Source organism: Woronichinia naegeliana WA131 (assembly GCA_025370055.1).
Taxonomy (GTDB): domain Bacteria; phylum Cyanobacteriota; class Cyanobacteriia; order Cyanobacteriales; family Microcystaceae; genus Woronichinia; species Woronichinia naegeliana.
In genome coordinates this window covers 6,142,739-6,163,856 of the sequence record CP073041.1, presented here as the reverse complement: position 1 = coordinate 6,163,856, position 21,118 = coordinate 6,142,739, and the positions used below count along the sequence as shown (strand labels likewise).

General features: G+C 40.1%; 16 protein-coding genes and 2 pseudogenes. 10 read left to right on the top strand and 8 right to left on the bottom strand.

The genetic code is table 11. From position 1 onward, the window contains the following. Positions 1–4: 4 nt before the first annotated feature. Complete coding sequence (locus tag KA717_31235) at positions 5–787, top strand: glycosyltransferase family 2 protein (GenBank protein ID UXE60096.1); 783 nt, start codon at positions 5–7, stop codon at positions 785–787. A gap of 5 nt (positions 788–792) precedes the next feature. Then, positions 793–1,044 carry a glycosyltransferase family 2 protein gene (locus KA717_31230; GenBank protein ID UXE60095.1) on the top strand — a complete coding sequence of 84 codons (252 nt, stop codon included), beginning with the start codon at positions 793–795 and terminating at the stop codon, positions 1,042–1,044. Here the strand turns inward: KA717_31230 and KA717_31225 are convergent. Next, positions 1,041–2,109: pseudogene (locus KA717_31225) on the bottom strand (IS4 family transposase). The gene KA717_31230 and the pseudogene KA717_31225 overlap by 4 nt on opposite strands. Before the next feature lie 219 nt (positions 2,110–2,328). On the opposite strand from KA717_31225, the gene KA717_31220 reads away from it, so the two are divergent. The 3 genes from KA717_31220 (at position 2,329) to KA717_31210 (ending at position 4,890) form a co-directional block, all read left to right on the top strand. After that, the gene (locus tag KA717_31220; protein ID UXE60094.1) at positions 2,329–2,640 is read left to right on the top strand and encodes a hypothetical protein; all 312 of its coding nucleotides are present in this window, start codon (positions 2,329–2,331) and stop codon (positions 2,638–2,640) included. Between the two features lie 264 nt (positions 2,641–2,904). Beyond that, positions 2,905–3,789: an SDR family oxidoreductase gene (locus tag KA717_31215; GenBank protein ID UXE60093.1), complete on the top strand. Its 885-nt coding sequence runs from the start codon at positions 2,905–2,907 to the stop codon at positions 3,787–3,789. An 18-nt stretch (positions 3,790–3,807) separates the two neighbouring features. After that, positions 3,808–4,890 (top strand): nucleotidyltransferase family protein, encoded by a 1,083-nt coding sequence (locus tag KA717_31210; protein UXE60092.1) that lies wholly within the window; start codon positions 3,808–3,810, stop codon positions 4,888–4,890. Positions 4,891–5,251: 361 nt separating this feature from the next. On the opposite strand, the gene hslO is transcribed toward KA717_31210, so the two are convergent. Together hslO and KA717_31200 are read right to left on the bottom strand one after the other, a co-directional pair. After that, a complete protein-coding gene (gene hslO, locus KA717_31205; protein ID UXE60091.1) occupies positions 5,252–6,151 on the bottom strand; it encodes an Hsp33 family molecular chaperone HslO in 900 nt (299 codons plus the stop codon). 405 nt (positions 6,152–6,556) lie between these two features. Further along, positions 6,557–6,703, bottom strand: a pseudogene (locus KA717_31200) (transposase). A 134-nt stretch (positions 6,704–6,837) separates the two neighbouring features. Here KA717_31200 and KA717_31195 point away from each other — a divergent pair. The 3 genes from KA717_31195 to KA717_31185 all read left to right on the top strand — a co-directional run bounded on the left by KA717_31195 (position 6,838) and on the right by KA717_31185 (position 10,262). Continuing rightward, positions 6,838–9,330, top strand: a complete 2,493-nt coding sequence (locus KA717_31195) for a dynamin family protein (GenBank protein UXE60090.1) — start codon at positions 6,838–6,840, stop codon at positions 9,328–9,330. Positions 9,331–9,478: 148 nt separating this feature from the next. Beyond that, a complete protein-coding gene (locus KA717_31190) occupies positions 9,479–9,844 on the top strand; it encodes a hypothetical protein (GenBank protein UXE60089.1) in 366 nt (121 codons plus the stop codon). 49 nt (positions 9,845–9,893) lie between these two features. Further along, on the top strand, positions 9,894–10,262 hold the full coding sequence (locus KA717_31185; GenBank protein UXE60088.1) for a hypothetical protein: 369 nt from the start codon (positions 9,894–9,896) through the stop codon (positions 10,260–10,262). A 130-nt stretch (positions 10,263–10,392) separates the two neighbouring features. Here the strand turns inward: KA717_31185 and KA717_31180 are convergent, their stop codons facing one another. Further along, positions 10,393–10,734: a XisI protein gene (locus KA717_31180; protein UXE60087.1), complete on the bottom strand. Its 342-nt coding sequence runs from the start codon at positions 10,732–10,734 to the stop codon at positions 10,393–10,395. 359 nt (positions 10,735–11,093) lie between these two features. Then, complete coding sequence (locus KA717_31175; GenBank protein UXE60086.1) at positions 11,094–11,726, bottom strand: cofactor assembly of complex C subunit B; 633 nt, start codon at positions 11,724–11,726, stop codon at positions 11,094–11,096. Positions 11,727–12,019: 293 nt separating this feature from the next. On the opposite strand from KA717_31175, the gene KA717_31170 reads away from it, so the two are divergent. Beyond that, positions 12,020–13,666, top strand: coding sequence for a SpoIID/LytB domain-containing protein (locus tag KA717_31170; protein UXE60085.1), 1,647 nt, complete (start codon positions 12,020–12,022; stop codon positions 13,664–13,666). A 4-nt stretch (positions 13,667–13,670) separates the two neighbouring features. Here KA717_31170 and KA717_31165 read toward each other — a convergent pair whose 3' ends face one another. Both KA717_31165 and KA717_31160 read right to left on the bottom strand, forming a co-directional pair. Then, on the bottom strand, positions 13,671–14,321 hold the full coding sequence (locus tag KA717_31165) for a hypothetical protein (protein ID UXE60084.1): 651 nt from the start codon (positions 14,319–14,321) through the stop codon (positions 13,671–13,673). Positions 14,322–14,429: 108 nt separating this feature from the next. Continuing rightward, complete coding sequence (locus tag KA717_31160; GenBank protein ID UXE60083.1) at positions 14,430–16,109, bottom strand: alpha/beta hydrolase; 1,680 nt, start codon at positions 16,107–16,109, stop codon at positions 14,430–14,432. A gap of 291 nt (positions 16,110–16,400) precedes the next feature. Here KA717_31160 and glnA point away from each other — a divergent pair, with 291 nt between their 5' ends. Next, entirely contained in the window at positions 16,401–17,822 is a 1,422-nt protein-coding gene (gene glnA, locus KA717_31155; protein UXE60082.1) for a type I glutamate--ammonia ligase, read from the top strand. A 175-nt stretch (positions 17,823–17,997) separates the two neighbouring features. Here the strand turns inward: glnA and KA717_31150 are convergent, their stop codons facing one another. Further along, positions 17,998–21,069 (bottom strand): hypothetical protein, encoded by a 3,072-nt coding sequence (locus KA717_31150; protein UXE60081.1) that lies wholly within the window; start codon positions 21,067–21,069, stop codon positions 17,998–18,000. Between the last annotated feature and the right edge of the window lie 49 nt (positions 21,070–21,118).

Sequence of the window (21,118 nt, the reverse complement as noted above, 5' to 3'; positions counted from 1 at the left end):
TTCTATGACTTCCCGTGAGCAATATTTTGTCAGTGCAATTATTCCCGTTTATAACGGTGAGAATTTTTTAGCGAGAGCAATTAATAATATTTTAAGTCAACAATATCAACCTTTAGAAATTATTATCATTGATGATGGATCAACTGACAATACTGCAAATATTGCTAAACAGTATCCCGATATTATTTATCATTACCAAGCAAATGCAGGCCCTTCTGCGGCTAGAAATCGAGGTATCAAACTAGCAAAAGGAAATATCATTGCTTTTTTAGATGTAGATGATTTATGGTCAGATCATAAATTAGCGATACAGTTACAATGTTTGAAGGAAAATCCTGACGTGGAGATTGTTCAGGGCTTAATTCAAAAAGTTAAATATCTAGAATTAGAAACAGGAGAGATTTTAAGTTCCCATTATTATGAACCCTATCAATATATTTTGCTCGGAAGTTCTATCTATCGTTCTTCTATCTTTGAAAAAGTTGGTCTATTTGATGAAAGTATGATGTATGGTGAAGATGTTGACTGGTATATTCGTGCATGGGAGAATAATATTGTTAAAAAAGTAATTCCAGAAACGACTCTATTTTATCATCTTCATAAAGGAGGCATGACCTATGGAAAAAATACGAGATCATTAGGTTTATTTTATATTTATAAAAAACGTTTAGAGCGACTACGCACTAAAGCGACATTGAGCAATAATCTCATTAACCCCTTGATAACCATCAGTGAATACATTGGGGCGGATGTGATCACTAAAAATTATAAATCTCAGAACAAATAAATTCTATGGCAGAGCAACCTTTAATTAGTGTTATTATTCCTGTTTATAACTGCGATCGCTATTTAGGTGAAGCGATAGAAAGTGTTTTATCTCAAACCTATCAACCGCTAGAAATTTTAATTATTGATGATGGTTCAACAGATAAAAGTGCTGAAATTGCAAAAAGTTTTATTCCCTCTGTAAAATACTATTATCAACCAAACAGTGGTAGCTGTTCTAGTCCATTGAATTATGGAATTAAACTAAGTCAGGGCTAAGTACAGGACAAAAAATGTAGGGAGTCGAGAAAAAGAGAAAAATTGGGTAGAGAAGGATTAAGAACAAGATGACGAAGATGGTCAAAACCAAGACGAAAAAGACTCTGCGCTAGGCGACCATGTTTCTTGAGGGGAATGGGATGAAGATGATGAATTGCTAGACCAGTTTTGAGAGACCAAGCCAAAGCTAAAGTCAGTAAAGCCAAAAGCTTACGAAGACGCTTGGGGTCAGTAAAGTGAGTAGATTCCAAGCAAAAGCCACGAGTCTTAAAGATGCCAAAAAGGGTTTCAATGCCCCAACGCAGGGCATAATCGTGAATAAGACCTTGGGAATCGGGATGTCCAATGACGATGAGTAGAGAATTATCAGGCAAGCGAAGAGCCTCTACAGAAACAGGATATCCCCAAACCCGACAACTCCCTTGAAGACGTTGAGATTCACTCTTTTGCAAGATGGGCAAAAATGACTTTGGCGGCCAAAAGCTTGCCATTGTGCTCAATCTTGTCCGTAGCCCGAATTCTCAGACAGAAAGCCAGTAGCGGTTCGAGCAGAAGATAGCGAAGCCAAGCCTGACCAATAAACTCACGGTCGCCACATAAACAACGAATCAGGGCGGTGGGAAAAATCTTGAGCATCTCCTCGATAAAACGCATTCGTTCATCACTGTTAGAATTGCCCTTTTTCTTGCTAAGCATCCACCACAAGATGGGAATGGCTACTCCTTCATGGACAATGCCGACAGTGAGGATATTATAACCATGACTGCCAAACTCCCAGGTTGTGCGGTCAATACTTAATACCCAAGGTTGAGGGATATCCAGCCAACTGACTACAATACGGGCAATGTGATGGTAATCCAGCTCAAATCCTGAGAAAAAGCGTTGTAAGCGTTTGTAATGAGAATCCACCAATGCCCGACCTTCAAAACCCAGGGCCAATTCTTTAAGGTTAACCGTTTTCACTTTGAGGAGGGCGAGTAAGAACAAGGCTAGGAAGGAGAGTCTGGCACCATGCCATCCCAAATGGGGTTTTAGGGCTTGTTTCAATGCGTTATATTGGTTCATGGGTTTTCTTACATTACGTTCATCTTCCATGAAACCCCTTTCTCTTATACTTTTCAAGCCTTTTGTCCTGTACTTAGAAGTCAGGGAGATTTTCTCGCGTTTTTAGATAGTGATGATTTATGGTTAAAAGACAAGTTAATAATCCAATCTCAATGCTTTGCGAAAAATCCTCATTTAGATATAGTATTTGGCCACGTACAACAGTTTATTAGTCCTGAATTGGATAACGTAATCCGACAACGATTTGAGATTCCTAAAGAAATTATACAAGGAATTCATAGAGGAACAATGTTAATTAAAAAGCAATCTTTTTTAAGCGTGGGATATTTTGATTCTCATTGGCAACGAGTGGAATTTATTGACTGGTATATTAGAGCTAAAGCGTTAAATCTTGAGATGATGGTCATTCCTAATATTCTTTTTAAACGACGTATCCATCAAAACAACATAGGTATTATCAAAAAAGATCGCCAAAGTGAATATGTTCAAGTGATTAAGCAAGCTTTAAATAAAAAGAGAGAAAATTCATAGCTCAATAAGAATATAAAAATACCTAAAATATAATTCAAAGTGATAAATATTCAGTCAATAATTGATAATAAATTAAATACAAAAAATCATCAAAAGACTGCTGATAAAGCTTTCAATTACTTGAGGTTAGAGACTTTTCCCATGCAGACGAATCTTAAAAAAATATCTTCAGATAATTTAGATGATGATATTCTTGATTATTCAGAAATAGTTGATTTTATTCGTCAAACCTAATATGCTCATTTTCTAGATATTTAGATTTTTATGGTAAGTTTAAAATTTCGGCTTCAAGAAACTCTCAAAACATTTATAAATCCGAATCGAGTAAAAATATTACATCGAATACAAGTTCAAGATCGAACATCGGAATTATATCCCAACAATAAAATTTTAGCGAATAAAAATGTTTTAATTACTGGGGCTGTCCAAAATATTGGTCGCAGTATTGCCCTAGAAATGGCTAAACAGGGAGCTAATATTTATTTCACCGATATTCAAGTAGATAAAATTCAATTTTTAGAACAAGAATTAAGTCAATTGGGTATAATCAGCAAAGGTTTTTTGTCTGATATTTCTAACCCAGATCAGGTTAATAAATTAATTAATGATTTGAAAGAACAGAATATCACCATAGATACTTTGGTTAATTCTGTGGGAATCCATGGCCAACGTTCAGCAGAATTTAATCCACTAGACCTTCAATTAATTCGGGATGTTTTTGAAACAAATTTATTTGGCCCATTGCAACTAACTTATTCTATTGCTCAAACAATGATTGAACATCAAATTCAAGGTTCTATTCTTTTTCTCAGTTCTATTCATCAAGATTTAACTTTTCAAGATATTGCTTATTCTTCTTCTAAAGCCGCGATCGCTATGACAATTCAGGAACTAGCACTAAAATTAGCCCCGCATGGTATTCGTGTGAATGGTATTGCACCAGGCTGGACAAAAGAACAAGAAAATGGCGATCTTTATTATCATAAAAGTAGTCCTCTACGTCAAAGCACAATCAATCCAGAGTATATTGGTAGAGCGGCAGTCTATTTAAGTGCTGATTATTTTTCTTACTTTACAACGGGAACTATTCTCAAAATTGACAATGGATTTTCTTTAGTTAATTCTAGTTATTTGCACCCCAGTAAGTAAATTTACATTATTAAGACAATGCAAAAAAGTATTCATATTGACTATCAAGACAACTTGTCTGTAGAGAAAAAACTGCTGTTACAAGCGGCTTTAGGTGATGAGGCTCTATGCTTAACCGCTTGGCATGATTGGAAAATTCGCGTTGATATTGACAATATTGACTCAGACTCCTATCATTTACTGCCTTTGCTTTATCGTAATTTATTGATTCATCAGATTAATGATAGTGAAATTACCCAATTGAAAGGTGTCTATCGCAAAAATTGGTATAAAAATCAATTCTTTTTAGATCAGTTAACTCAGATTTGGTCTGCTTTTTCTGAGGCAGGAATTGCTTGCATTGTTTTAGGAGATCTGGCAATCAATCTTTCTGTTTATTCTAATTTAGGCGATCGCGTAATTAATAACCTGGAATTAATGATCCCGGTAGAAGATTTTGATAATACAATTAGAGTATTAAATGAGTTAGGTTGGCATTCTAGAGTTGAGATCATTAAAAAATCATTTTTTGAATTTTATTCTAGTATTTATCTTTGGAATGAAGTTGGTGATAGTTTACATTTACACTGGCGTTTATGGGAAGGTATTCTATACAATAATTTAATCTCTAAAACTACTGTATTAAATAACAATGATCTGAATTTTACCATTTTGGATTTTCCGTATCAAATTATTCATATTTGTTCAAAGATTAAAAGATTAGATTTTAATTTTACTCTATATTGGTTGGCTGATATAATCATGATTATAAAACAATTTCAGCAGAACCAAAACGCTAATTTTGAATTGATCATTAGCAACCTTCAAAAGTACCATGTTGCTATCCCATTTAATAACTTTATACACATACAACGTGTTTTAGGGATACTGAATGAGTCATTTTCTAAGCAAATAGATAGTATTTCTATTACAGAAAAAGAACAAAGAGAATTTAATTGGATTATCCAAAAAAGAAAACGATTCTTGGGTCACTTTATTCAATATTACTTAGGGTATTTGCAATGGAAAATGATCAATTTCCGATCAGATCACTGGCTAGAAGTGCTGATTTATATAAAAAAATATTTACTTTTCAAGATAGTTTACCAACCGCCTAGATGAGTTCCACTTGTAAATAATTCGTTGATAGCTTATCCGGTGAAACGGCACAGTAAGACTTCCGCGATCGCATCAGAAAATATAATCAACAAAAAACTTACAGCAAGGAGAACTTTTGTTCTGTTCATTTAAATGAGTTCAACTGATTATTACTCTATCTTACAGGAGATTGACAGACAAGAAACCAGGCTAATATTTGTCATTTAAGACAAAAAACAGCGAGGAAAAGCGCGCTAATTCTTGACACCCGCGATCGCATTCTTTCCATTTTGATAGAGAGGAAACCATCAAACCAAGAGAACCCAAAAATCCCCTTGGTTATTGAATGACAACGGATCATTTTTCGTTGTTAACTGTATTAGTTTTAAACACAATCAGCTTGTAAATCCTGAATCAGTTGGGCTAGGTGATCGCTACTAGCTTGATAAATTTCACCACAAAATTCACAGGTGGCCTTCGCGCCATCATCCTTTTCGATCATGTCCTGAAGCTCGACTTCCCCTAGCATTTTTAAGGCTCCTAAAACCCGATCAAAAGAACAGCGACAGTCAAAACGCACTAATTGTGTATCGGGGAAAATAACAAGATCGAGATCCCCTAATAATTCTTCAAAAATATCGGTTAAAGATTTTCCAGACTGCAATAAGGGGGTAAATCCTTTTAAGCTTAATATCCGTGACTCTAAGGTGGCGATCAATTCTTCATCCCGTGCGGCCTTAGGCATCACCTGTAGTAATAAGCCCCCACTAGCCGTAACCCCCTGCGCTCCTACAAATACACCTAACAAGAGAGCCGAGGGGGTTTGTTCTGAATTGGCTAAATAGTGAGTGACATCATCGCCAATTTCACCTGAAACCAATTCGACTGTGCTGGAGTAAGGATAGCCATAGCCAATATCACGTACCACATAAAGAAAGCCTTCTGAACCGATCGCGCCTCCCACATCTAATTTTCCCAACGCATTGGGCGGTAATTCGATCTGAGGATTAAAAACATAGCCTCGTACTGTTCCATCGACCCCTGCATCGACGAATAATCCTTGTAAAGGGCCATTTCCCTTAATACGGAGATTAACCCGTGCGCCTTCCCGTTTCATACTAGATGCTAAGAGTAAACCTGCTGACATGGTTCGCCCTAGAGCCGCCGTTGCCACGTAGGATAATTGATGTCGTTGCCGTGCTTCTTCCACCAGACGAGTCGAAATAACACCAACGGCCCGAATGCCTCCACCAGCGGCGGTTGCTCGAATTAATTGATCAGCCATGAACTTCTTAACAATTTGTTACAATTTCACTTTCTATTTTAGAGAAGAAGGTTGTATCTGGGATGTATTGTTTCTACCAGAGGGTTCCCATATCCAGACTGGTGGGTCTTCGTCTGGGTTCTGGGGGCGGGAGCGGTTCTGGGACAGCAGACACGATGCGGGGGGGAGCCTGATTCGACCATTCCGATTTATTTAGGGTCTGCTGAAAAAGTCCACAAAACGAACCTAGATGCCACAGGAGGCGAAAAATGGTGACTTCAGAGAGTTGTTTCCAATTTCAACCCCCAGTTTTCCAACGACGTGCATGGGCTTTGAGCCTCCAAAGGAAATAACCTTGCACCTGATCGTTTTTAAAATGCTTGAAAGCATTATCCGGCAAGGGTTCTATACTTATTCAGCAAGCCCTAAGTACTTGAACCCCTTTTCCCACACCCCTGATTTCGTCCAACGAGTAAAACGCGTGTGAATCACTCGAAAATCTCCAAACCTTTCGGGTAAGTCTCTCCAAGGAATGCCCGCTCTATATCGATATAATACGGCTTCGACAAACAAGGGGACAGTCTCAAAAGCTACGGGTTTCAATTAAAAACGCAAGCAATTTATCAATTTTTGTGAAAAGTAGGGCCGAATCCCCAGAGCAAAAGCATAATCTTGTATTATAAAAGCAGGAACTTTTTGAGGTTTGTATGACAGAAATCGCACCCCAATGCCAACATCTGCGCGAACAGGTAAACCAATTAATTGCCTTGTTACGTCAGGAATCAACCCTGAGAAGCCAACAGGACACCAGTGTCATCGAAACCACTCTCGGTAAAGTCTTGTCGCCCAATTTTGAAATTGTTTTTGCCGGGGCCTTTAGTGCGGGCAAGTCGATGTTAATTAACGCGCTTTTGGAACGGGAATTGCTCTACAGTGCTGAGGGTCATGCCACCGGAACAGAGTGTCATATTGAGTACGCAAAACCGAACCAAGAAAAAGTTGTATTAACCTTCCTGAGTGAGGTAGAAATTCGAGAACAGGCTGTGGCCCTTTGTCAACGATTGCAGTTAAAAGGCGAGTTCAATATTAATCAACACGATGCAGTTGAGCTTTTAAAACAATCCTGTCAACGTATTATCAACGAAGAAGGGGGCAAGGTCAAAACAGAGCGAGCTAAACAAGCGAATGCTTTACTGATGCTATTGGACGGTTATGTCCACAATCGAGAACGGATTCAGACGGTGCAGAATAGCATTTATTCAATGGATCAGTTAAATTTTTCTAACCTTTCCGAGGCAGCCAGTTATGCCAGGCAGGGGATTAATAGTGCGGTCTTAAAGCGTTTAGATTATCACTGTTATCATTCTTTGCTCGAAGATGGTAATGTTTTAGTGGATTTGCCAGGGATTGATGCTCCAGTTCAAAAAGATAAGGAATTGGCCTACCGCAAAATTGAAGATCCGAATACTTCTGCTGTGGTTTGTGTTTTGAAAGCTGCCGCCGCCGGAGATTTGGCTACGGAAGAAACGGAACTATTAGAACGGATTCGCAATAATCCAGGCATTCGCAATCGAGTTTTCTATGTGTTTAATCGCATTGATGAAACCTGGTATGCGGCTCAATTACGACAACGTTTAGATGCTTTAATTCAGACGGAATTTCGGGACAATGCACGCCTTTATAAAACCAGTGGTTTGCTCGGTTTTTATGGGAGTCAAATTAAAAACACTTCCAGTCGCGATCGCTTTGGCTTAGATTCTATTTTTGCTGAGAGTGTGAAAGGGCTAGGAGGAGAAGAAGAAACGCCCCAATTTGTCAGTGAGTTTAATAATTATTGTGCTAACTCTGGGAAATTGCTGACAACGCAACTGAGGGTATCTGTTAATGGCTATGAAACCTCTAACGAAAACTATGTCCGTATTTTAGGCGAGTGGGGTAAGCCCTTAATTGAGCAATTAATTAATGACAGTGGCATTGAATCTTTTCGCAGTGCGATTAGTCTTTATTTGACGGAAGAAAAGTATCCCGAACTGTTTGCTAATTTAGCAAATGATCTGCAACCGTTGTGCATTGTTTTACGACAATTTTATCTAGAGGAGTATCGTAAATTAGATAGCCAACCTCGTGAAATTGAGGCAATGAAGGCTCAGGAACTCACGGCCCTTAATCAAACAATGCAGGAGTTAGGTGTTGCTTTTCAGATCTTTATTGCTGAACAGGTTAATGATGTTGTCACCAATGAAGATAAAGCGTTTGATGAAGATTTTCTCCGTCTTAAGGCTCGTCTGTTAACTCGTTTACAGGAATTGATCACGACTTTTTCGGTTAAAAATGCCCACAGTCGTGCGACCCGAAGCCATGAACGAAATGCCACTGCGCCCTTAATTGCTATTTTAGTTGAGGCATTGTATTATCTTGCCAATGAATTAGAAGATACGCTGGTGGATAGTGTAGAAAGTATGATGAAGGATTTCTTTCAACGTCTTTTTGATCGTCTCCATAAGGCCGATTGCTATCATCAAGTTTATCGTTTGTTGGGGAATGATGCGGGTATTGAGGTTTGTTTAAAACAAGTTAAAGAGGATGTAACCAAGGTATTGGTCGGAGCGGCCCGAACAGAATGCGATCGCTATGTGTTAGAAAGTCCTCGTTTTTATGATGAGGGAACTTTTTCGATCTACCATTTCCGTCAAACGTTACAACAAACTTCTCAAGGTTACGATATTCAGGCGATCGTGGAAGCGGAACCCGCGATTAAGCAGCTATTAAAGTTAGATTTTGAACAAAAGGTGTTTGCAACAGTTCGCAAAAATTTCCGCCAAACGATTAACAATGCCCTGAAAACTCATCTATTGCCCAAGGCAGCCGAGCAAGCTGCAACGATTTTAAATCAGTATGATGTGGCACGGTCTTATTTGGAAAAAACTTTGGAACAGGAGGCTGAGGAAAAGATTGCCCGTAATTCTCGACTCCAGGCAGAGATTCAACAAAAAATCGATCTCTATCAGCAAAGTATTGAGGGCATTAATGATTGTTTAAAGGCGATGCAAATTGCCGATCAGTTACCGCTCATCACCAATACTGATACTGATACACTGTCTTCTGTTGTAGAAGTGAAAGAAGTGACAGATGCGGAGTTTGTAGAAATTAAAGAAGAAATCGATTCAGATTGGGAGGGTTACTCAATGGAAGAAATTTAAAAGATCAAGATTTTAATGTTTAGTTAATCTTTGTCTTCATTTTTTCCGGTACAATAAAGCTTAGGAGTATTGCTCTTGTACAGTGATGCTCTTAAGCTATTATTTATTTACAGCCATTATTTCAGCTTAATCAGGAGTTTTATATATTATGCCGCTCAACTATAATCGTTATCTAGAAACGCTGAATGAGGATGATGTGCTAGAAATTTTTAATCAGTTAGTTAAATCTAAAGATCTAAAGTTTGCGCTAGAAGATTCATTTGAAGAACCAATACAGCAAAAATTGATTGATCATTTAAAGTATCGAGAGATAGGAAACAAAATGAAGATCAAACGAGATGTTTGGTTTAATGAAGGTGTCGATTGTAAAATGTTAAAGGCTGGAACTAATGGCTGGCAAAAAGGAAAATTGAAAATAAAAGTATCTGTCGAATTTATTCCCGATGAATCTGAGACACCTGTTTATCAATCTCCCCTAGATGAAATTTATCGTGAGATTCAAGGTCTGCAATAGAAACAGATTAATTTATCGTCAACCTTACTGATTATTTGTGGAGCTTAACATGGAAGAACAAAATTTTGTTGAAATTTCCAACATGGAAACTATCATTGTTTTAAAAGAAAACTCACCTAACTCTCTTCTGATTTCTGATCCTATGGTTAAAGCCCAGTGGGTTAGAAATCGGATGATTTGTGATGTATTAAACGTTAGTAATATTCAACAATTAGAAGATGATGTAAATTTAGGCAAAAGAAAAAAATGGATTGAGGAAGGTTTAGACTGTGAGATTTTAAAATTAGGTGAATCAAGTTGGAAAAAAGGCAAGGTTCGAGTCAAAATGACAATAGAGTTTTGTCCCGATGAACCTGAGCTACCTGTTTATCAATCTCCCCTAGATGAAATTTATCGTGAGATTCAAGGTCTGCAATAGAAACAGATTAATTTATCTCCACCTTACTGATTAGTTATCCCCAAAATATCCTCAATTCTGGGTAAATTAGGTAAACTCCTCACACATCCCATTCATAGAAACATAGTCCAAACCATTGAGACACTTAATCTTAAGCAACAGCAAACTCATTTAACTTACGAGTTTCAGGAGCATGGAACGCCAAAACAATATCCTCCTTCGGTACACCTTCCCTGAGTAATTCAGTCGCAATTCCTTCTTCCGTCCAATCCTCCTCAATGTAAATTTTTCCGTTTTTAATGCGGACATGAACATGAGTTGACTTTCTCCGTTTATCATCTTGCCAATCAACAGTTAACCAAATATAATGATCTTGGTTTTCATCAAATACTAAACAAGTTTCAGCATCATAATCTGGGGATTTATGCACCAATTGATCATACTGTGTGAGAATATCCTTGATTAATCCTCGATATTTTGTAATTTTATCCATGAAGTAATTTCCTCTTTTTTACCATTGAAAACAATAAAGTTAATTTGATGATGCCTAATGACAGCCTGAATAAATTTTCTTTGAAAGAACGTATTAAATATTGAAGTTATCACTGCTAAATAGAGCTTATAATTTTTATGAGAAAATTCAAGAGAATCACGATAACTCTCTTTTGTTACTTTAGGAAATGATTTTAAATCTCAAATTCTACAACCTTTGCTCAATAAGTATTCTGTCGTTATTTCTGAGAATAAAATAAACTGTGTGTTTTCTCCTAACTTAATAGCTCAAAAGTCTTGCTATGGAAGGACTTCAGTATTTGAGGTCTAAAAATGTCTTCCTAGACTAACAGAAAAGAATTAAGAATGGGTATCACCTAGCCATGACCAAGGAAATGCTTGTTTGAGTTGGGTTAGTTCATCCCGATGACCACGAATACTGAGAAGGTGATTTTCTAGCCGATTCTCCGCTTGCTTCTCCGTGGGGAGAGGGTGAACACTGAGGGAAATTTGTTCTAATCGTCCGGCTTTTTGCCAATAGAAAATTCCGGCAAGGGGGAAGAGGACAATGATCGCGATCGCACTATTGCCTAGATTGGGCAGAAGCATATTTAACACGAGGGCAAAACAGAGTAATCCCAAGGCTGCCATCGTACTTAAAAAAATAGCGAGAAAATAACTGGGACGAACGTACCCTTCAAGAATGACTTGTTGTTGCTCGGCATTGACCTGAATAATCTGATAGGCTCGCTGGGTAAAGTAGTTTTGTAATTGACTGAGGCGATCGCTATCCGAAGCAGCCACTAAACATTGCAGCAGACTAGATCGCTCTTTCACCGAGGCTCGAATAAAAAAGATCAGACCAATGAGGGATAGCAATGTCAGAATCAAGGTTGAAGTCAGAACAGAAATATTCACAAAAATAGTTATTAAGGAAGGGGCGATCGGTAAGCAGATTTTATTATTATCACGAAATATTACAAAATATTGCAAGATACTACCGTTTTTCGCAGCAATTCCAAATTCAAACGATAAAATAAGATACAGACATTATCTCGCTTTTATGGAGTCAAGAGAGATTTCGCTGATTTCTGACGTTTTTTGTACTTCCTCCTCGAATCTTAGCCTCTTGGAGAGTCAGCAACCTGCAAACAAACTTGATCAATCACTAAATAGAGCATTACGCTGATTCCACATATTGAAACAAAACCCCTTGACCGTAAGCACTTCAAGACTTTGTATCTTGGACTACATTCTGAATTTGGAATTGCTGCTCCTATAAGATATTGCTGACTGTTTTTGTTTATCCCTATTACCAATCCATGCCCATTGCCGTCTATCAAAAGTCCTTGACGTATTATCTATCCTTATTTTTCTTTTCTCTGGTTTCTCTACCAGGGTTAGGGTTGGCAATGTCATCGGCCCAGGCAAAGGATATTGACCTCAAAGTGGGTATTATTCAGCGATTTGGCGATGAAAATAAAGATCAATTGAGCTTAAAAGGCCCTAAAGGAGAGATTTTAACGATTCGGTTTCTGGACGAACAGGGAGAACGTCAGACGATTGAAAGTAAACAGGCTCAGTTGGCGATCGCTGAAACAAATTTATCTGCCCCATTTTTAGAGGAACGACTGGTCTTAAGTGACCATGCCACCTTTGAAACGGCGGAAGACAGCGCGAATCAGTGGCGAGCCTTAGGGGTTCCCGTCGAAATTACCCAGCCCGATCGCTGGCAAGTATGGGCAAAACGAGACGTTTATAGTAGTCCTTTAGTAAGACGTTGGTTATTGCAAAGTTTACGGGAGAAGGGTTATCAAATCCCCTATCTTTCCAGTGAAGTCGTGCGGATTAAACCTCAAGCGGTTTTGAATGTAAATGGCAAATCCTATCTCACCAACGATCTAGAAGTCACAACCCCCACTAATCTGATTCAGGTGACGGCGGGAAAACAACGGGCTCAACTCTATGGCGGCAGTTTAAAGCTACAGACCAATGCCTACGGGGACTATACCCTGGTGAATAACGTTCCCCTCGAAACCTACCTACGCGGAGTCGTTCCCCACGAAATTGGCCAAAATGCACCGGAAAATGCGGCTAAGGCCCAAACTATTATTGCTCGTACCTATGCCCTACGAAATCTACGACGTTTTGAGGCAGATAATTACGAACTTTGCGCTACCACCCATTGTCAGGTTTATTTCGGTTTAAAAGAGACGAATCTTCAGGCGGATCGAGCCATATCGGATACCAAGGGCTTAGTCCTGACCTACAATGACGAGTTGGTGGATGCCCTCTATTCTTCAACGACGGGGGGGGTGACGGCTAAATTTAGCGATGTTTGGAACGGAGCCGAACGTCCCTATTTACGAATCTTGATTGATTCTTCCCAACAAGTTTGGGATCTAGCTCAAAACTCCCTCGAAAATGAAGCGGAATTTCGTAAATTTATTGGTCTCAAAGACGGTTTTAATGAGACAGGAAGATCGGTTTTTCGGTGGCGTGTTCAAGCGAAACTAGATGATCTTAATCAGGATCTGCATACTTATCTGAAAAAACGTCAGCATCCTCTAGCGGATTTTACCACCATTCAAAATATCCAGATCACTAAGCGATCGCCGTCAGGACGAGTTTTGATCCTACAGGTAACGACGAATAAGGGCATAATTGAATTAGCCAAAAATGAAGCCCGCAGCGCTTTTTCACCCCCTCGTAGTACCCTATTTTACGTTGATCCCATTTACGATAAAAATCAGAAATTACTAGGATTCACCTTTGTCGGTGGCGGCTTAGGGCATGGGGTCGGGATGAGTCAATTTGGTTCCTATAAGTTAGCTCAGTTAGGCTGGTCGCCGGAAAAAATTCTCTCTTTTTATTATCCTGGTACCCGTATTCAATCCCTGAGCGATCGCCTCGTTTTTTGGCGTGATAAATGATGAATTAGGAACCAGATTCAATTTCTTTTTTTAAACGAATCATCGTTTCTTCTAATCCCTCTCGATAAAATTGATAGAAAATATCTTTGCCAAAATCAATTTTGGGATCTATTTTAATCGCATGGGTGAGAAGTAACTGTTTCGGGTGATTGGGTGCTTTTTCAATTGTCCAGGTGCCGTGAAAACTTCTTAAATAATCGGCTTTAACAAGTTCAATATTAAGGCCTTTGAGATAGGATTCTGTCACCTGTAATCGTACTTTTGCCTTTAAGCCTAAAGTATAAGCACTAGAATAGACTTGATCGAGTATTTTTTGGCTTCCCTTACTTTCAATGACTTTACTAGAGATCACATCCGGCATAAAACGGGATAATTCGGTATAGCCAGTCAGGATTTTCCACACATTTTCCTTAGAACTATTTACGAATAAACGCACAACGTAGTTCCCTTTTTCCCCACTCACAACGACATCCTCTGGATTAACGGCAATTTGGCTAGGGATTGGCAATGATGATTGGGGTAAAGCTTGCACCGGCAGTCCGATAACTCCACCCGCGATCGCCCAAAAACTGACCATCAGAAGCGTTTTGATGTGGCCAGATTGCCCATCCCGCTCAATCAATTTTTGCAATTGTGGTTGAAAGTCTCGGTTCATAAACAGAATTTACCCGATCCACTTTTTAGATACTTCATCTTATCCTAATTCGCTCAAACTAGCTATCAAGAGAATGGGTGTTTGATGGGTCATCTGTATTTGTCATGATTATTTAGGAGAAAATGCACCATGTTCCCGCTTAAATCTTTCAATCGCATCAATTAACTTCGGGACAGAAGCCTGGCTGATAAAATCCAATTTAAACTCTTTACCTTGACTGAGATATTCCGCATAGGCAGATTGTAAATAGGGACGAAATTTTTCATTTTGATTCAGATAAATTTCAAAAAAGGGAATCTGAATAGAGGAAGCATAATCTATGATCAGATCCTGGCTGGGTAAAGTCAATTGCGTTAGAGATTCAATGCTCTTACTCAGACCTGCATCCAATTCCGAAAAATTGACATGGGCCTGACCTTCTACCATCGCCCAATATTTCTGAGGACTCCCTAACCAGGTAAAAGAAGCAGCTTGTTCCAAGGCAGGCGGCGTTGCGGGATCATAACTGCCGGAAGCAAGCATGATGGGAATCGTGATTTTGCTGAGTCCTTTTGGCCCAAAAATACCACGATTGACAGGATTCGCTGCAAATACCGCCGTAACCCGCTTATCTCGGAAATTATAGGACTGTCTGGGCAAATCTAAGGCACGACATTCTAATAACAGGGCAACATTAACGCCGCTATACAGTCGATCGCACTCTTTTTTGAGATGATCGAAATCAATTTCTGCACCGGCGATCGCCAAAGCCGTATAACCCCCAAAGGAATGGCCGCCCATGCCCACGTTTTGTAAATCCAGCCTATTTTGAAACTGAGAAGCATTACGTCGTTCTAGCTCATCAATGACAAAACTAATATCTTTAGGTCGGTTGATAAAATCATTCAGATCAAACGCATCTCGATGATAGCCCTCTAAAACTTCCTTGGCCCAAATGCTATCGCTACCAGGATGCTGGGGAGCCGCGACAACAAAGCCATAGGAAGCCAAGCGTTCTAGACCCTGCGCGTAATCCTCTGGTCGAGAAGCTAATCCATGAGAAAAAACGATTACAGGTGTTTTTCCGGCTGTCAAGTTTTGGGGAATATAAACATCGACGTATAAAGATCGATTACGGCTGGCATCAGTCAAGTTCCAGACCTGTTTTGTCAACTGATAGGGGCCAGGTTGACGAAGATCGGGCAGTTGAGAATAATCTACACGGGGATCGGTTGCGGCTTCCTCTGCCGTAAGCTTACGAAACTCAGTAATTAACGTTTCTGTCGCATCGATAAACAGGGTGGCTTCCTTAGCAAATCCCAACAGAAGTGGCCCTTGAAGCTGCATATCCGTTGGCAATTTTCTGAGGACATTTATTAAGCTAAAGCCATCCGGATCAAGGGCTGCCTGAACAAAAGCGGCTCTTAAAGCATATTTTCCATTTCTGCCGCCTTGAATGGTAATACCGCCTCCTAAACGTGTCAGAATATCTTCTCCGATGCTGGTATTAAAAAAACGGGAGATTACCACAGGGGACAGAGGCACTGTTTTCGACAAGGCTTCTCGGAAGGCTTGTTTTTGTTCTGAACTCGCAAATTGCAGATAAAAGGCTAAATTTTTATCAATTTTTCCCTCTTTGGCAAATAGTTCGAGGGAGCTAACCCGCACTGAAACATTTAAGGGATCATAGGTAAAAAAAATCTTTTCGGCAGCTTGGGCGGGAATGAGGGTTAAAAAAGTTGCTCCTATTGCCAGTAACAAAGAACTCATTTTCCGCTTTTTATGACGAGAATCAGAAGTTGTAGCCATTTTTGTTTATTTACACCCCTATGGGTAAATTAGTTTCACATTAGATAACAAAACCAGGTTATCTTAATGGTTAGTTGACTCAAGAATTGCCGTCTGTACTGTTAGTTAAACTTAATTGTCTCCAGAATAGCAGCGATCGCACTCCTTGTCTGAATTTCCCGATTCTTCACAGTCAATTAAGATTGATCCCATAGTTTCTGTATATTTAGATACAAAGTCCGAACAAATCAGTTACTAGGATCAGAGTTTTGAGACAGAAAAATATTGATAACCTTAATCAAGGAGTTACCCATGCCCCAGACCCCCCAAGATGTCCTGAAATGGATTCAAGATGAAAACATCCAGATTATTGACCTAAAATTTATCGACACCCCTGGTATTTGGCAGCATTGTTCGTTCTACTACGATCAAATTGATGAAAATTCTTTTACAGAGGGAGTTCCCTTTGATGGTTCCAGTATTCGCGGTTGGAAAGCCATCAACGAATCGGATATGTGCATGGTTCCCGATCCGACAACGGCTTATATTGATGAATTCTATCAAGAGAAAACGCTCCACATGATCTGTAGCATCAAGGAGCCTCGTACTGGAGAATGGTATAACCGCGACCCTCGTACGATCGCCGCTAAAGCCGTTGAATTTTTACAAAGTACTGGTATTGGAGACACCGCCTACTTTGGACCTGAAGCTGAGTTCTTCCTGTTAGATGATGTTCGTTTCGGTCAAACTGAAAATACCAGCTATTACTATGTCGATAGTGTTGAAGGTCGCTGGAATAGTGGACGAGAAGAGGGAGGAGCCAACCTCGGTTATAAGCCTGGCTATAAACAAGGTTACTTCCCCGTCGCGCCGACTGACACTGCTCAAGATATTCGTACCGAAATGCTATTGACGATGGCTAAATTCGGGGTTCCTATCGAAAAACATCACCATGAAGTGGCAACGGGTGGTCAAAACGAATTAGGGATTAAATTTGATACCTTGGTCAAGTCTGCTGATAACTTAATGCTCTATAAATATTGCATTAAAAATGTGGCCAAAAAGTACGGCAAAACCGTTACCTTCATGCCCAAACCGATTTTCAATGATAATGGATCGGGAATGCACACCCACCAATCGATTTGGAAAAACGGTCAACCACTTTTTGCCGGTGATAAATATGCGGGCTTAAGCGAGATGGCTCTCTGGTATATCGGTGGTATCCTCAAACATGCTCCTGCTCTTCTCGCTCTCACCAATCCCACAACAAATTCTTACAAACGTCTGGTTCCTGGCTTTGAAGCCCCCGTTAACTTAGCTTATTCCCAGGGCAATCGTTCTGCTTCTGTGCGGATTCCTTTATCGGGAACGAATCCCAAAGCCAAGCGTTTAGAGTTCCGTTGTCCCGATGCCACTTCCAATCCTTACCTCGCTTTTGCGGCGATGCTTTGTGCCGGAATCGATGGCATTAAAAACCAGATTGATCCAGGGGAACCTCTTGACGTAGATATCTACGATCTCAGCCCTGAAGAGTTGGCCAAAATTCCTTCTACACCTGGCTCTTTGGAAGCTGCTCTAGAAGCCCTCGAACAGGATCATGGCTTCTTGACCGATACAGGAGTCTTTACCACCGACTTTATCGAAAGCTGGATTGAGTACAAGCTAGATAATGAAGTGAACCCCATGCGTCTGCGTCCACACCCCTATGAGTTTGCGCTCTATTACGATTGTTAACTTTTTAAGCTATTAGCTTTGTATCATTAGGCCACTCTTCTTAGGGTGGCTTTTTGAATAGCGATCGCTGATAATTGATAATTGATAATTGATAATGAATAGTTGATAATTATCCATTTAAAAAAACAATTGTGTAGGGGGCGCAAGGCTTGCGCCCGATTCAAAAAATCCGAAGTTAAGCTGTAACAAAGTTACCCATTACCAAGGTTCCGGTTAAACCTGTCACTTCCACAATGGAGTCAGTACTGGCATTAAAACCGGCTGTTGCATCATTAATCGCCACAAAAGTACGAGTAGTCGTTCCACTGGTAAAGGTAAATTGGGCAGCAAAATTCGCAGCAAAACTCGTAGTGGTTAAGGCAGTGCCAATCCCTGTTGCATCAAGGGTAGCAACCGTTAAGCCAGTAGTAAATCCGGCTCGTGCGGTGGTGACAAGGAACAGATCATTGCCAGTCGTTGCGTTGAAGTCGGTAATCAGGTCATAGTTGGCTAAGAGAGAATCGGTTAGGGTTTTGTAACCAAATTTGTCGATACCTGCCCCACCCGTGAGAGTATCTTTTCCGGCTGCCCCAGTCAGAATGTCGTTACCTGTATCACCATTGAGAAGATTATTGGCCCCATTGCCTGTTAGGACGTTGTTGTTGGTGTCGCCTGTCCCGTTAATAGCACTGGAGCCAGTTAAGGTCAGGTTTTCTAAACTGTAGAAAGTGGCAAGCGAGAAGGTTACAGAGGATTGAATAGTGTCGGTTCCTTCGTTGGGGTTTTCGAGGGCAGAATCAGCCGTACTATCGACAATATAGATATCATCACCAGTACCACCAAACAGGTAATCATTACCAGTACCACCATTAAGGGTATCATTTCCTGCGTCACCATACAGCGAATCATTATCTGAATCGCCATTAAGAATGTCATTACCATCTCCCCCAGAAAGTTGATCATTACCAGTACCACCATTGAGGGTGTCATTTCCTGCGTAACCACTTAGATAATTGCCACTACTATTGCCAGTAATAACATTATCCAGTGAATTACCATAACCACCATTGCCAATTGTACCAGTAATGGTCAGGTTTTCTAGGTTAGCTGCCAAAGTATAACTGTCATAGGAATTGGTAGATGAGAATTGAACAGTGTCAACTCCTTCATTTGCGTTTTCAGTAATGTATGTGGAATAAGACGACCCACTCACAATATAAGTATCATTACCAGCCCCACCAATTAACTGATCGCTATACCCTGTTGTTCCCTGGCCATCCAATACGTTATTGCCACTATTGCCTTGGATTTTGTTACTATTACTGTTGCCAGTTCCATTGATATTTGCGGTGCCTGTTAAAGTAAGGTTTTCAACTCCGGCCGGTAAGATGGTAGTAACGCTGGTTTGTAGAGTATCCGTAATGGTGACAGTTCCGATATTTTGGTTAGGAACGAAAACTGCTCCGACGGCATTGGAAAGTTTAACGGTAAAGGTTTCATCATATTCTGAGTAGTCGTCATTCAGGATAGGAACACTGATGTTTTTGCTCAGTTCTCCGGCCGCAAAGCTCAAAGTGCCAGTGGTAGTCGTATAGTCTAAACCACTGTAAGCGGAAACAGAGGATGTTGTGTATTGAACAGTGACGGGAACAGTACTGGCAGCCGAGAGAGTGACCGCTAAAACGGCGTTTTGAGGAGAGGTTTGGCCTTCCACAACGGTGACATTATTAATGCTCAGAATCGGCTTAGTTGAAGGTCGAGTCACATAAAGGCCGCCGCCGCCCTTTTGTGAAATAAAACTATTTCCAACAATAGCCAGATAATTATAATTAAACCCCTCTGCCGTAATCTGGGTGTTAGTAGGAGTACTCAGTGTGCCATCATACAGGAAAATTTGACTGCCACCACTAGTAGGATCATAATTAAGGTAAGCAACTTTATTGCCCGCAAGTGTGAAGTCATAATAACTCGTCGTAGTAATGGTGGCAGTGGAAGTACCATTATAAAGTTTTAGAAAAACGCCATAATTGTTGGGAACCGTACTTATTTCAATCCAAGCCACTGAGTTACCATCAATTTCAAAACCGCCATAGCTATATTCTAGCGAACTAGACAATTGAGTCGTTGTTTTGCTTGTTCCGTTGTAAAGTTGAAGCGAATAATTTGTACCATCAAATTTGCTGTAAACCAGCTTATCTCCTGAAATTTGAGGATTATAGACATCTAGATTGCTGGTAACTTGACTCGTCGCGCTGCCGTTATAGTAAAACAAATTTTCAGCAGTGCCATTCCACCCCAACCAGGCGACCTGATTACCCGAAAGAATAGGATTATAGTCATCAGTGCTGTTATTGGTTAATTGGGTTGTGGTTGTCCCATTATTAAGATAAATCTCGTAGTCATTACCATCCCAGCCCGCCCAAACAGCATAAGTTCCAGATAACTTGAGGTCATATTCATTGGTGCTGTTATTGGTTAATTGGGTTGTAGTTGTCCCATTATTGCGAAAGATCTCTACATCCGTACCATCATTGGCATACCAAACAACCGTGCTGCCATCAATCTGGGGAGCATAGTCAGAAATGGTGTTATTGGTCAGCTTCGTGGTGGTTCCAGCACTGTATCGGTAAATTTCGTTTTGCTTGGCATAAACTACCGTGCTACCAGAGATCGAATAATCGCTAATAGAGCTATAGGCACTATTGGCAATGGCCGTGGTGGTACTGCCATTATAGAGCTTTAACACCGAATTAGAGCCTTTACTATCGACCCAAATCACATTACTGCCAGAATATTTATAACTGTAAGTACTGTAAGGATTAAGAGAAAGGGTAATGGTTTCATATACCACTGGAGTCGCGGCGGCAATGAATGGCTGTTGTAATAGGATTGTTTTTAATGCACTAGAACTTAAATCAATACTTTGCCCCTCCTGGGCAAATAATTTTCCCGCTTCCCCTGGGTATTCAGATTGATTGACCTTAGCCTCTACAAAATGCCCCATTTCTTTGAGAATCAAGGCATTGAGCGCAGAAGGAGTCACTGTTTTTACAACACTGTCCGACAAATAAACAGTATTAGATTCGGTTTTATAGGCCGCGGAGGCATTGCCCAGCAAAGTGTCACTGACGACTTTAATCTGGGGAAACAGACTAAAATCTCCCGCCAGCCATTGTGCGTCATAATTGGTACGAAACGCCGTATCAAAACGACTCCAGAAATCATCCAAACCCGCAAAGGTGCTGAGTTGGTTATAGGCAAGAGTCAAGGCAGGGTTGATGGCCATAGTAGTAATGAGCTAAGTGACTATATTGATT